The sequence below is a fragment of the Streptomyces sp. NPDC091376 genome (assembly GCF_044757085.1).
Classification (GTDB): Bacteria; Actinomycetota; Actinomycetes; order Streptomycetales; family Streptomycetaceae; genus Streptomyces; species Streptomyces pratisoli.
In genome coordinates, this window is sequence record NZ_JBIVUF010000015.1 from 1 (window position 1) to 14,364 (window position 14,364).

Sequence of the window (14,364 nt, forward strand, 5' to 3'; positions counted from 1 at the left end):
ACCTCGATCGGATCACCCAAAGACGTCCCCGTCCCATGAGCCTCCACCAACCCGATCGACTCCACCGACACCCCCGCATCACCCAACGCCGCAGACACAACCTCCTGCTGCGCCGCACTGCTCGGCACCGTCAACCCACTCGTACGACCACCGTGGTTGACCGCACTCCCCCTGATCACACCCCGCACCCGATCACCATCACGCAACGCAGCACGCAACGGCTTCACCACCACCGTCACCACACCCTCCCCCGGCACAAACCCATCCGCACCCGCATCAAACGGCCGAAGGGCATGGGAGGGAGAGAACGACCGGAGTCGTGCGCCGAGTTGGAAGTACTGCGGTGACATCGCCAGGTGCACACCGGCGACGATGGCTTGCTCGCACTCGCCGTCGCGGAGGCTCCGCACCGCCGTGTGCAACGCGACCAGCGACGACGAACACAACGTGTCGATCGTCATGCTCGGCCCGTGCAGATCCAGGAAGAAGCTCACCCGATTGGCGAGGATGGCGTTGTGGTTGCCCAGGCCCGCCGCCGTCTGTACGACGTCCCCGACGACCATGTCCCGGTAGTGCTGGTAGCTGGCGCCCACGAACACACCGGTGGACCGCTGGGTTTCACCCGCCAGGCCGGCGTCCTCCAAGGCCCGCCAGGCGGACTGGACGAGATGACGCTGCTGGGGGTCGATCCACTCCGCCTCGGCGGGCGACAGCCGGAAGAATCCGGCGTCGAAGTCGGTCAGCCCTTCGACGAAGCCGGCGCGCCTGAGGTAGACGGTGCCGGGCTTGCCCTCCGTGCCGTAGTACGAGTCGATGTCCCAGCGGGAGGCGGGCACCTCGCTCAGGCAGTCCACGCCCTCCAGCAGTACGCGCCACAGTTCGTCGGTGTTCCGGGCGTTCGGGAACACTCCGTCGAAGCCGATGACGGCGATGTCGTGGAGATCCGCGTCACCGCGCACCGGGGCGACGGGCGGTTCGACCGCCTGCACCTGGGCCGGGACCCGGGCCGCGCCCACGGCCCGAACCGGGTCCGGGGCCGCGGCCGGCTCGGGATGCTCCTCGGGCACGGCGGTCCGCGGGGCACCGCCCGCGTCCGGGGAGCCCGCGTCGGCGGGCGCCGCGGTGACCCCGTACTCGTCCCTCAGCTCGGCGGCCAGGCGATCGACCGTGCCGACCTCCAGGACCAGCGTCACAGGTATCTCCACGTCCAGCTTGGCCCGGATGTCCTGGGCCAGCGAGACCGCGAGCATCGAATCGAGCCCCTGCTCCTGCAGCGGTCGGTCCGTCTCCAGCTCGTCGACGTCCAACTCCAGGGCGGCTGCCACCCACTGGGCCAGGGCCGTGTCGAGACCTCCGGCCGCCGGGCGGCCGGGGACCGGCACGGGACGGTGGCCGTTGGACACGTGCGCCGGGGTCGGCGACGACGTCGGCGCGCCACGGTGGCCGTTTCGCGCGTCGTCTCCCGGGGCCTGCGGCGACGGCGCCTGGGAGAGCCGCTTCCAGGAGATCCCGCGGGCTTCCAGTACGGGTTCGTCGCCGTCGAGGATCACCAGGCTCGCGGTCAGGAGACCGGAGTCCGGCCCGGTGTCCCTGTCCCGCCGGGCGTACACCCGGGCGGTGTCGGGAAGCCGGCCGAGGACGGTGAGCCGCTCGATGGTGAACGGCACATACAGTCCCCGCGCGCCGCACGCGGCGAGCGCGATCTGGAAGGCGCCGTCCAGGAGCCGGGCGTCCACCGCGCCGGCGGTCCGCGTGTCGCCGTGCAGCACGCCCATCGCCTGCCCGGGCGCCACGGACAGCGTGGACACGGTCCGGAAGCCGGCGCCGTAGCTGAGTCCGACGCGCTCGAACGCTTCGTACATCGCGTCGAGGGCGACGGGTGTGAGGCTGTCGGCGGTGGCCGGAGGGACGAGTGTCACCTGTTCGGGCGCTGTCACCTCGGCGTTGCAGACGAGGGCGCCGGTGCTGTCACGGAAGGCGACCGTGGCGTGGTCGCGCTCGGCCGTGAGGGTCGTGGGAGCCTCGACGGCCGCCCGGAAGGTGAGGTCCCGCAGGCCGAACCGGTCCTGGCCGATGAGCTCGGCGACCTTGCCGGGGTACCCGGCGCCGGGCAGTGTCGGCTTGCCGAGGACCAGGTGTTCCGCGGCCTCCGGGTGTTCCGTCCACGTGCTCTTCGTGCGGCCCGACGCGCCGTCGCGCACAGGCGCGTTCGGCTGCCCGGCGTTCGGCTGCTCGGCGGGCTCCAGCCAGAGGTACTTCTCCGCGTGCGGAGCGGTCGGGAACCGTACGCCCGACCGGCGCCGCCGCCCGGCGGGCAGGGCCGCGCCGGCGACGAACGCGCGGGCGGCCTCGGCGAGAGCCTCCCGGCTCGCTCCGGCGCCGACCGGCTCCGTCGCGCCGGTCGCGGACGCCACCCCCACATGGAGGGAGCGGATGTCCGCGACCCCGGCCAGGAACAGCTGCAGCTTGTCCTCCAGCTGCTCGACGCTGTCCGCCACGCAGGCCAGCCTGTGTGCCGCGGCGGGCCGTCGTCGGCTCGCCTCACTCAGCTCGTCCAGGGACGGGCAGTACGCGGAGCGCAGCATCAGCACGAGCCGGTGGGCCAGGGTGCGCAGCGCCTCGTCCGATCCCGCGGAGAGGATCAGCAGCCGCGGACCGGGCTCCGTGGCGTCCGGCGGGCCGCCGGGTCCCGCCTCCACCACCGCGTGGGCGTTCGCGCCACCGAAGCCGAAGCTGCTGATTCCCGCGACCCGCGGGCCGCTGCCCCACGGCAGCAGCCGGTCGGCCACGAACAGGGGCGAACCGTCGAAGTCGAAGGACTTGTTCGGGGTGCTGAAGTTCAACGACGGCGGGATGTGTCCCGCTTGGAGCGCCAGGACCGTCTTGATCAGTCCGGCGATGCCCGCGGCGGGCTCCAGATGACCGATGTTGGTCTTCACCGAGCCCACCGCGACCGGCCGCCGGCCGGCCGGCTCGCCCAGGACCGCGTGCAGGGCTTCGAGTTCGATGAGATCGCCCAGCTGCGTTCCGGTGCCGTGCGCCTCCACGTAGCCGATGTCGGCCGCTGTGCGCCCGGAGCCGGCCAGCGCCTTGCGCAGCACCGCTTCCTGGGCCGGCCTGCTGGGTGCCGTGAGGAAGCCGGCACTGCCGCCCGTGTGGTTGACGGCGGTGCCCCGGATCACGGCGAGGACGGGGTCGCCGTCGCGTTCGGCGTCCGTGAGCCGCTTGAGGATGACGGCGCCGGTGCCCTCTCCTCGTACGTAGCCGTCGGCGGCATCGTCGAAGGTGCGGCACATGCCCTGCGGGGACAGCATCCCGTTGCGGGCGAAGGAGCGTGTCTTGGTCGGGGTGAGAACCAGGTTCGCGGCGCCGACCACGGCGGCGTCCACATCGCCCGCCCGCAGATGCATGGCCGCTTGGTGCAGGGCGACGAGGGAGGACGAGCAGGCCGTGTCGACGGCGAAGCTCGGCCCCGACCAGTCGAAGACGTGCGACAGCCGGTTGGCGACCATCGAGGCGGCCGTGCCGGTCGCCACGTGCGGGTCGCTGTGGCCGATGCTCCGCGCCACGATCTCCGGGAAGTCGCTCGCGATGACGCCGACGAAGACGCCGGTGGCAGCCCCCAGGGACGTGTGGTCGTGGCCGCAGCTCTCCAGAGCCTCGGCCGTCACGCTGAGCAGGGTCCGCTGCAGGGGGTCCATGCGGCGGGCCTCGCGGTCGGTCAGTCCGAAGCGGGCGGCGTCGAAGTACTCGACACCGTCCACCCAGGCCATCGGCACATCGTCGGCGGCGGACCACAGGTGGGCCCAGCCCCGCTTGCCGTCCGGGGCGTGCCCGACACTGGACACCCCGCCGACGAGGTTCTGCCAGAACTCGTCGGGTGTGGCGGCGCCGGGGAAGCGGCACGCCATGCCGATGACGGCCAGGGCGCCGTCGTCCGCCTGGCGGGCGGACTCCGCGAACGCGGGCTCCGTCGGCGCGGCCTCCCTCGGCGCGGACCGCACAGAGGTCGATACCGCGGCGGTCGATACGGCAGAGGTCGATACGGCGGAGACGTTCACCACGGGTTCGGGATCGCCCGTCGCCCGTACGGTGATGGCGTCTTCGGTCTCCGCGTCGAGCAGCTGTACCACGCCCTCCGCGCCCAGCAGCCGGGCCAGCTTCACCGGGGTACCCGAGGCGAAGATCGACGGGGCGGTGACGGTCGCACCCAGCTCACGGCCGAGTTGTACGGCGGCGAACGTGACGTTGACCGAATCGCCGCCCAGGTCGAAGAAGTTGGCGTGCACGTCGAAGCCGGGATGGTCCAGCGTGGCCGCGAACACGCCCGCGATCGACTCGGCCAGCGCCTCCACCGTCACACCGGTCAGGGCCGGCTCCGAGAGCTCCACGGGTTCCGCCGGCGTCGCGGCGGGCTCGGGGGCCGAGGGGATGATGGTGTCCCTCGTCGGCAGGGGCAGCTTGGCGCGCGCCACCTTGCCGTTGTCGGTCAACGGCAGGGCGTCGAGGTCGACGTAGGCGTCGGGCACCATGTAGCCGGGCAGGGAGCTGCCGACGAACGCGTCGAGCCGGGACTTGGTCGGCGTACGGTCGCCCACCAGATAGGCGGTCAGCCTCGGTTCGCCGCGGCCCTCGAAGCGCGCCGCGACGACCACGGCGGCGGTGACGCCGTCGAACTTCTCCAGCACCCGCTCGATCTCCGCGGGCTCGATGCGATTGCCGCGCACCTTCACCTGGGCGTCGCTGCGCCCGAGCCACTCGATCGCGCCGTCCGCGTGCAGACGTACGTCGTCGCCGGTCCGGTAGAGCCGCACACCGGTCACCGGGTGGACGATGAAGACGTCCTTCGTCAGATCGGGCCGGCCGGCGTAGCCGCGGGCGAGTCCGGTGCCCGAGAGGTACAGCTCGCCGGTCGTTCCGGCCGCACACTGCTCCAACTCCCCGTTCAGCACGTGGAGTTCCATGTTCGGCAGGGCTTCGCCCAGCGGCAGGAAGGAGCCCACGGAGGTGACCTCGTGGCACGAGGCCCAGATCGTCGCCTCGGTCGGTCCGTACAGGTTCCACAGGGCACGGGCCGGTCCGTGCAGACGCTCGGCGGTGGCCGGCGGCAGGGCCTCGCCACCGGAGAGCACGGTGAGCTCCGCGTGCGGAGTCCAGCCGGTGCCCAGCAGCAGGCGCCACAGGCTCGGCGTCGCCTGAGCCACGGTCACATCACCGGTGAGTTCGGCCAGTCGGGACGGGTCGCCCGCGGTCTCACGGGAGGCCAGGACGACCGTCGCGCCGACCGTCAGCCCGAGGAACAGCTCCAGCAGGGAGATGTCGAAGGCGACGGTGGTGTGTGCGAGCACGGTGTCGTCGGGCGAGACGCCGAGGCGTTCACCGATCCCGGTGAGGAAGTTGGCCAGCGCCCCGTGCTCGACCTCCACGCCCTTCGGGTTGCCGGTCGATCCGCTGGTGAAGAGGAGGTAGGCCAGGTCGGAGCCGGTGACCTCGGGCGGCACCGCCTGCGCCGAGCCGTCCGGCTCCGGCACGCTCCACGCGGGGCCCAGCGACGCGCCGAGCGCATGCGTACGGCTGTCGGTGACGATCAGGTCGCACTGCGAGACCTCCACGTACCGCTGCAGCCGCTCCACGGGGTATCCCGGGTCCATGGGCAGGAAGGCCGCCCCGGCCCGCAGGATTCCTAGCATGGCCGGGAGCAGCGGGAGGTCCCGCTCCATCAGTACGCCGACCACCGCACCGGACTCGATGCCCTGGTCGTGGAGGCGCGCGGCGATGGCGTCGGCCCAGGCGTCCAGGCCGGCGTAGTCCAGCGTGCGGGCGCCGCTGCGGACAGCGGTGGATCCCGGCCGGTCGGCCACCGTGGCCGCGAACAGGTCCAGTACCGTCCCGGCGGCCGAGGGGGTGGCCGAGCCGTCCGGCTGCGCCGTGAGCGGCTCCGCGGACTGCGCCTCGGACTGCGCCTCGGGCCCTGTCGCCGGGTGGGGCTCGGAGTGGCGCCCGGGCTGGGGGTGAGGTTCGGGCTGGGATTCGGCGTGCGGTTCCTCGCCGTGGAGCAGGGCCGTCAGGACCAGGTCCTCGACCTGCTCGGTGAACTCCAGCGCCTCGGCCTCCCCCATCGCGGTCTCGCGCACGAAAACGGTGGGCGGGCCGTCCTGCAGGCACAGCAGGGCGATCTCGGTGTGTGGTTCGGCGGACGCTTCTTCCCCCACGCCGCGGTCCAGCACCATGACGCGGGTGAAGCTCGGCTCGTCGGAGCCGAGCGGGCGACCGGCCAGGCCGAGCCGGAGTTCGAGGTCGCTGGCGTAGCCCTGGCGGGCGACCGCCTCGTCCAGCTTGTCCTGCAGGGACCGGGAGGTGTCGCCGTCGAACCGTATGGGGAATCGCGCGGCGGCGATGCCGTGGGTCCGCTCCGCGAGGACCCGCGCGGCCGACGGCGACCAGGCGAAGTCGAAGGTCTGCTCGCCGGTGCGCTCGGCCACGACGGTGAGGAAGGCGCGGACGACCGCGACGGCCTCCTCCCGTGAGCCGGGGGTGAGGGCCAGTTCGTAGCGGCCGTAGTGGGCCGCGGCGGCGGAGAAGTCGTCGGCGGGCAGCGGGGCGGGGCGCAGCCCCTCCAGCCGTGCGCGCCACCACGGTTCGTGCACCCGCAGCACCTTCTGGGCGGCGGCGATGTCCGCCAGCCGCTCGGCCGGGACGGCGGGCAGCGGCGAGCCCGGGGTGATGCCGAGCCGCTGCGCGGCGGCCTGGCCGCTCAGCGCGCTCCCGTCGACGGCGGTGCAGTCGCTCAGCACGAGATCGGCGTCCGGGGCGGCCAGGGTGATGGCCGACGTCGTCACCGACAGCACGGTGGTCTCGGTACGGGGATCCTCGCGCGGGATCAGCCTGACCTGCCGGGTGAAGACCGCGCCCTGCTCGGTGACGAGGGTCGGTACCCCGAGCGGGTTCGGGAAGGAGCCGTAGTCCAGGGCCTTGGAGAGCCGAACGGCCTCGACGGCGGAGGTGCCGGCGTGGATGAGGCCGCCGGACGCCATCCGGGCGGACCGTCGGTAGAACCGCCGCTCGCGGTCGCTCGTATCGACCGGCTCGGGCAGGGTCCGGGCCACCACGTGCGGCACGAGATCGGCGAAGAGGTCTATGCCCACCTCGGCCGTCTCGTACGTCAGCGACAGAGCGGTGGAGTGGTCGCGGACCGGGAACCAGCGCTCCAACAGCACGCCGCCGGCGTCCACGGCCTCCGTCATCCGGTGCCAGGTCGCCGCGTGCCGGGACGCGCCCTCGTACAGCGCCCAGGCGGGGACGTGGCTACCGGAGTAGCGGGGCAGCGGCCCGTCGTGGAAGTTGATCGCGGCCGTTGTCGGCAGGTCCAGGATCGCGGCGGGCAGGATCCGGAAGTTGACCATGCTGAACAGGTAGTCGAACGGCTGCGCCGAGAGTGTCGCCGACAGATCGCCGTACGGGTCGAGCACGGGGATCGCGTGCACACCCGCCCAGGCCTCCACGGCCGGGTCGTCGCTGAAGATTCCCTCGATCCGCACGCCCGCGTCGAGGAGCTGTGCGGCGCACTGGGTGAGGACCCGGGTGCCGCCGATGATGTAGCAATTGGCTGCCATGCTCAACCCATGGCCTTCCCGGTCTCGGAGGTGCCCGCGCCGTCCTCGGCGTTCGCGGCGGCGTCCTCGGTCCTGGCGGAGATGTCGGCGGCTTCCTCGGCGTTCGCGGCGTTCGCCGAAGTGACCGCGCGGTCCTCGGCGTTGGCGGCGGTGGCCGGGCGCTCGGCCGTCTCGGCGGCGACCCAGGAGTCGATCTGCGAGACGACCTCCTCGTCGAGCGAGAGCTGCCCGGGCGCCCAGAGCGGGTTCGACAGGCCGCGGTGCGTCCGCTCGCACATCTCCCAGTCCTCGTAGTTCGCCTTGTCCCACAGCGCGAACACGGCCTCGTGGGAGAAGTCGCTCTTGGCGGTCTCGGAGGGGTGGAAGAGCCAGAAGTGCCGTACGAAGCACGTGCCGGGGCTCTCCGGCCAGACCCACTGCATCATCACGTAGTCGGCCGTGAACCCGAACAGCAGATTGGGCAGGATCGTGATCCAGTTGATCTTCTGCCGGTCCGCTTCGGGCACCAGATCCATCGGCGTCCGGGCGCTGCGCCCCGTCATGGAGACGGAGTTGTAGCCGTTGCGGATCGACTGCCAGGCCCCGACGATGTCGCCCTTGAGGACGTAGGTGCCCGCGTCGTCGAAGTCGGTGATGCGGTGCAGGTCCTTGTGAGCCGTGGGGAAGTGCAGGCTCTCGTTGACGTTGTGCGCGACGAGCTTCCAGTTCGAGGCGACCGGGTAGTCCTTCGCCTCGACGCACTCCAGGTCGGCGAGCTCGTAGACGCGCGCGAACTCGCCGAACTCGCCCAGTGAGGCGTCGAGGTCCGGGGCGTCGTCGGACAGGGCGATGAACACGACCCCGAACCGGACCTCGGTCCTCACCGGCAGCAGACCGTTCTTCTCCTTCTCGAAGAAGTGGTCCAGGTAGGTGCCGTTGAGGCTCTTGAGCTTGCCGTTTCGGTCGTACACCCAGCAGTGGTAGAGGCAGACCAGGCTCTGCCGCTTGCCGGCAGCCTCCTCCACGAGCTTGTAGCCCCGGTGCCGGCAGTAGTTGTGGTACGCCTGGATCCCGTCGTCCCCGTGGATGATCAGAACGGATCCGGTGCCGATGTTCAGCGTGGTGTAGGCGCCCTTGTCCTTCAGCCGTGAGACGTGGTCCACCGGGAGCCAGCGTCGGCCATAGATACGGGACATCTCCCGGCGGTGCTGCTCCTCGCCGGTGTAGAACTCGTGCGACCTGCCGATGCCACCCGTCTCGAAGTAGGGCCTTTCATCGTCCTGGTCACTGATGAGATCGAACATGCTGGACGCACGCGTCATCTGCTGGTCTCCCTCAGAGGGTCGAGCGCATGGAATGCAGTGCGGGGAACGCCGAGGCGTCGGGGCCTGCGAGAAGGCCGCACCGAGCCCGGGGCATGGCCGGACTGCATGAGGAGTGGTGGCTGAGAAGTGGTGCCGGGCCTGCCCGGTTGAGGCGCGGGGGCCCGGCCGACGGGCGGGCGGCTGCCGAAGGGATACGGACGGGCGGGCCGATCGCCTTCGAAGGGAACTCGGAGAGGATCACCAGAGCACGCACGGCTCTCTGTGTGAGGGGTGCGCGAAGCACCGGCGTGAGGGCCGGTGACGGCACGCTCAACGCACGGCGCTTGGCATGGTGTGCCCTGGTCGGGGCTGGTGCGGCGAACCGGCCGTCATCCGGCCGGGTCGTAGATCCGCTTCTCCTCCGGCACGCCGGCGTCGTCGTAGAGGCGCTCGAGGGCGTCCGGCGCGTAGACCTCGTAGTCCGGTACGACTCCGCCGATCAGGCCGAGCATCTTGTTGGTCCACTCCTGGGTCGCGCTCATCGCGGACATCGTCGCCTCGAAGAACGGCGGGAGTTCGGTGAGCTCGCCGAGCGTCGTCGTGAAGTCGTACACGCCCGCGCTCTCCTCGTCGCGCAGCTTGTTGTACTCCGCCAGCGCCTCTTCCATCGGCCGCTCGCCGGCGAGGCCCTGGTGGACGCGCTCGGCGAGGAGTTCACCGTGCGTGAAGGCGTCGGTGATGCCCCACCCGGTGTAGGGGTCCTTGTGGTAGCCGGCATCGCCGACCAGCGCCCAGCCGGGGCCGTAGGCGCGGCGGTAGTAGTTGTCCGGGTAGCGCATGGGCTTGAAGGCCTCTTCACGCCTGCCCTGCTCGCGCAGCTGCGCGCCCATCTCCGGCGAGACGTCGTCGAACACGCCCTGGAAGCCGGCCTCGACGTCCTGGCGGAACTCCTTGAGCTGGCGCTTGGTGCAGATGACGGCGAGCATGCTCACGCCGTCGTTCGTCGGCCAGGTGCCGAACCACTTCTCGTTGAAGCCGGTCTTGTGGTGCAGGCCCCAGTCGAGACCGCTGTAGTACGAGTAGTAGATGAAGCCCGCGGCGGGGCGCACGTTGTACAGCTCCGCGCCGACCTTCTTGGCGACCGTGGAGTGGAAGCCGTCGGCACCGATGACGACGGTGGCACGGAACTCCCGCTCCGGCCCGTCCCCTTCGCGCCCTCGGATGCCCGTCACGCGGCCGTCGGTGAAGACCAGGTCGGAGACGGTGAATCCTTCGATCACCTCGGCGCCGGCACGGCGGGAGGCGTTGATGAGGATCTCGTCCAGCACGGTGCGGCGCGGGCAGTAGACGGCGTCGATGCCGTCCACCGGGTCGGCGAATCCGTTGAGTTCGATGCCCTGGTAGGAGTAGTTCATCTTCCGGAGCGCCGGGGTCTTGGCCGCGATGATCTCGTCGAGCAGACCCCACTCCTGGAGCCGCAGAAGTCCGGCCTGGTGGATGTAGTGGGTCGACACCGTGTCGCTGGGGAACGAGGAACGATCCACCACGAGGACCCGGTACCCCTGTCGCGCCAGCAGCATCGCAACCGGCGATCCGGCGCAGCGTCCACCCACAACAATGACGTCGTACATACGATCCCCCGCCAAATTAGGTTTGAGGTACTGGCGCACCGTGGTCTGCGGCACGAGCACGATTCGGAGGCTATGAAAATCGGCAGATGAAGGTCAAGCATCGGTAATGGCGGGGCAATGCACCGGCATCTATATCCCGCCACTCGAATGATCCATTCCGCCCAACTGTCGTACGACATGCCCCACTTTGCCCCCCTCGATCCGGTCAGGAGTGTGCTGTGCGTCACAATCCACCACGAGTTCGGATCCAGCCAGCCACGTGACGGATTCAGCCCTTCTGGCAAAGCAAAGTTATTTTCTGGAGAAGCCGAAGAAACGCGTCGCGCACGACCGGCCGTGCCGGAGAAGGCCGCCACCGACGGGGAGTTGCCCTCGCTCATCACCTCTGATGCCGGAGTCCTCCGGATCATGCCGAAGCACGGCCACTTCGACGCCGGCGCGGGCCCGGACCCCGTCTACCTGCGGCTTCTCGCCGGGCACATCACCAAGGCGTCGGCCGAGGAGGTCGCCTGGCCGGCCTCGCAGTGGAGCGTGGGGCGTGGCGCCGTGAATTCCCGGCGCAGAGATCAGCCCCTGGAAAGCGAAGAAAGATCACGCGGCTTGCGTGGCGCTTCTCGACCTGTACCGCTCACTCCGCATCCTCGACCGGTGCCTCGCGCGAGTCGTCGCGAAAGACAAGAAGGGTCACGGGCCGCGAATCTCGTGCACCGCGCCATCCACACCCGCAGGCAAACCGAAACAGCCGACGGCAAAGGGGAGACGGACACGGAACGCGAGGCGGAGGCGGCAGCCCATGTCGAGGACACGCTCTCCGGCCTTGTCCGGGACGAGCGGGAACACGGTGCCCGCTACGTCGTCATGGCCATCGGGGCCTTCCTGCCATCGGATCCCGGACGGAACTGCACAAGGAGAACCGGAACCATCGGAAAAGCGCTATCTCCGCTCCATCTCGGGCCGAACTGCGCCGAGGTGAAGTGGATTCTCACAAAAGCCTGTTCCTGGTCCTCTTCGATGTCCTCTTCGATGTCCCGGGGCCGACGGCGGAAAAGGCCGGCGGGCGGCGTACGCCGACGGGTGTCGGAGTACGCCGCCCTGGAGTGGGACGAGTTGCGGGAGGTCGCCCGTAGGCCGGCGCCCCCCTACTTCGGGTCGCGGTTGAATGCCGACTTGGACCAGACGTAGCCGAGCACCGCGAGGCCCAGGCACCAGGCCACGGCGAGCCATCCGTTGTGGCCGATCTCGGTGCCGAGCAGCAGGCCGCGCAGCGTCTCGATGGCCGGGGTGAACGGCTGGTACTCCGCGATCGGCCGGAACCAGCCCGGCATCGCGTCGACCGGCACGAAGGCGCTCGAGATGAGCGGCAGGACGACCAGCGGCAGCGCGTTGTTGCTGGCCGCCTCGGCGTTCGGGCTGACCATGCCCATCCCGACCGCGATCCAGGTGAGGGCCAGGGCGACGAGCGCCATCAGTCCGAGCGCCGCCACCCACTCCAGGACGGTGGCGTCCGTGGACCGGAAGCCGATGGCCACGGCGACGGCGCCGACGAGGACCACACTCATGACCGACTGCAGCACGCTGCCGATGACGTGCCCGATGAGCACGGAACCGCGGTGGATCGCCATCGTGCGGAAGCGGGCGATGATGCCCTCGGTCATGTCGTTGGAGACGGACACCGCCGTCCCGACGACGGTGCCTCCGATGGTCATCATCAGGATGCCCGGCACGACGTAGGCGATGTAATCGGAGCGGTCGCCGCCCCCCATGCCCGCGCTCATCACGTCACCGAAGACGTAGACGAAGAGCAGCAGCAGGACGATCGGAGTGAGCAGCAGGTTCAGGGTGAGGGACGGATAGCGGCGGGCGTGCAGGAGGTTGCGGCGCAGCATCGTGGAGGAGTCGCGCACGGCAAGGGAAAGGGAGCTCATCGGACGGTCTCCTCGGTCTGGTGGGGAATGTCGGTGGTGTCGGTGAGGGCGAAGAAGACGTCGTCGAGATCCGGGGTGTGGACGGTCAGTTCGTCCGCCTCGATGCCGGCCGTGTCGAGCCGGTCGAGGATGGAGCGCAGCTCGCGCTGGCTGCCGTCGCTGGGGATCTGCAGCGCCAGCGCCTCGTCGTCCCGGGAGGCCTCGCGCAGCGCCGAGGCGGCGGACCGGTACGCGGCCGGGTCGGTGAAGCGGAGCCGGACGTGTCCGCCGGGGATCAGCCGCTTCAGCTCCTCGGCGCTCCCCTCGGCGGCGATCCTGCCGCCGTTGAGCACGGCGATGCGGTCGGCGAGTTCGTCGGCCTCCTCCAGGTACTGGGTGGTGAGGAAGACGGTGACGCCGCCGGTGACCAGCTCGCGGATGATCTGCCACATGTTGTGGCGGGCGCGCGGGTCGAGGCCGGTGGTCGGCTCGTCGAGGAAGATGATCCGCGGGTTGCCGACCAGGGTCATGGCGATGTCGAGGCGGCGCTTCATACCGCCGGAGTAGGTCGAGGCGGGCTTCTTCGCGGCCTCGACCAGGTCGAACCGCTCCAGCAACTCGGCGGCGACCCGGCGCCCCTCACGCTTGGAGAGGTGGTGCAGGTCCGCCATCAGGAGCATGTTCTCCTCGCCGGTGATCAGGCCGTCGACGGCGGAGAACTGCCCGGTGACACCGATCGCGGCCCGTACCCCGTCCGGTGAGGTGGCGAGGTCGTGGCCCGCGACCTGGGCCTGCCCGCCGTCGGCGGCGATGAGCGTGGAGAGGATCTTGACGGCGGTGGTCTTGCCGGCGCCGTTCGGCCCGAGCAGCGCGAACACGGTCCCGGCCGGGACGACGATGTCGATGCCGTCGAGGACGGTCTTGTCGCCGTACGACTTGCGCAGACCGACGGCGGAGACGGCGGCCGGGGACGGGTGACCGCCACCCTGCCTGGATGTGGACATGACAGACGAAGGCATGGAGCCCTCCTTTGTGAAGGCGTGGTGAGTCGTGAAGTGGGGCGGGCTGACGAGGGATCGGGCGGATCAGGCCCGGGCGCGGCGGACGTCGATGTTGCCGTAGCGGGTACGGGCCCTGACCTCGACCGTGTCCTCGGACGTGTCCGGGCTCTCGGAGGAGGTGAGCGCGTTGCGCACCTGCCCCTTGCTCGCGCTGACGTCGAGCCAGGCGGCCGTGCCCTCGCGGACGCCGACATCGATGGCGCCGTAGGAGGTCTCCAACTGGACGGTGCCACGGGCCACATCGCCCACCCGCAGGGTGCCGTGGGCGGTGGTCGCGGTGACCGAGCTCTCGGCGCGCTGGATGTCGATGTCGCCGTTGGCTCCGCTCACCCGCAGCTCGCCGGTCGCGGCACCGACGGTCGTGGTGCCGTGCGAGTTCTTCAGGACGGCCGGGCCGTCCACGACACCGACGCGCAGGCTGCCGGAGCTGGTGGTGATCTCGGCCGGCCCCTCGACCTGGTCCACGGTGATCGAGCCGTGCGACGCGGTCAGTTGCAGCGGCCCGGTGCTGTCGAGGCGGACGTCGCCCGACGAGGTCTTCACCCGGACCTCTCCGAGCCGGCCCTCGCCGAGCACCTGGGTCCAGGAACCGGTCGTGTCGACGCGCGAGCCGGTGGGCAGTTCGACCGTCACGTCGACGCTGCCGGTGGGCCCGACGAGATAGCGCCCCTTGGGCGTCCTGATGGTCAGCACGCCACTCGCATACGTGACCTCGGTCTGCTCGGCGACCCGCACGTCCTTGTCCTTCTTCGGGTCACGGGGCCGCACCTCGACGACGGTGTCGAGACGGTCGCTCGCGGAGAACTGGATGGAACCGGCGGCCACGTTGGCGGTGACCGAGATCGGCTGGGGAGTGTCGAAAGAAGGCATGG

General features: G+C 70.5%; 6 protein-coding genes. All 6 read right to left on the bottom strand.

Annotated elements, in window-relative coordinates:
• Positions 1 to 7,613 (bottom strand): amino acid adenylation domain-containing protein (locus tag ACIQMR_RS27875; RefSeq protein WP_401392812.1); only part of this gene is annotated, 7,613 nt, incomplete at its 3' end.
• Positions 7,614 to 7,615: 2 nt separating this feature from the next.
• Positions 7,616 to 8,914 (bottom strand): SRPBCC family protein, encoded by a 1,299-nt coding sequence (locus tag ACIQMR_RS27880; protein ID WP_401392815.1) that lies wholly within the window; start codon positions 8,912 to 8,914, stop codon positions 7,616 to 7,618.
• 371 nt (positions 8,915 to 9,285) lie between these two features.
• Positions 9,286 to 10,527 (bottom strand): NAD(P)/FAD-dependent oxidoreductase, encoded by a 1,242-nt coding sequence (locus ACIQMR_RS27885; protein ID WP_401392817.1) that lies wholly within the window; start codon positions 10,525 to 10,527, stop codon positions 9,286 to 9,288.
• 1,139 nt (positions 10,528 to 11,666) lie between these two features.
• The gene (locus ACIQMR_RS27890; protein WP_401392820.1) at positions 11,667 to 12,452 is read right to left on the bottom strand and encodes an ABC transporter permease; all 786 of its coding nucleotides are present in this window, start codon (positions 12,450 to 12,452) and stop codon (positions 11,667 to 11,669) included.
• Positions 12,449 to 13,450 (bottom strand): ATP-binding cassette domain-containing protein, encoded by a 1,002-nt coding sequence (locus tag ACIQMR_RS27895; protein WP_401392823.1) that lies wholly within the window; start codon positions 13,448 to 13,450, stop codon positions 12,449 to 12,451. The genes ACIQMR_RS27890 and ACIQMR_RS27895 overlap by 4 nt, the downstream gene beginning before the upstream one ends.
• A 66-nt stretch (positions 13,451 to 13,516) precedes the next feature.
• Positions 13,517 to 14,362: a DUF4097 family beta strand repeat-containing protein gene (locus ACIQMR_RS27900; RefSeq protein WP_401392826.1), complete on the bottom strand. Its 846-nt coding sequence runs from the start codon at positions 14,360 to 14,362 to the stop codon at positions 13,517 to 13,519.
• Positions 14,363 to 14,364 lie beyond the last annotated feature (2 nt).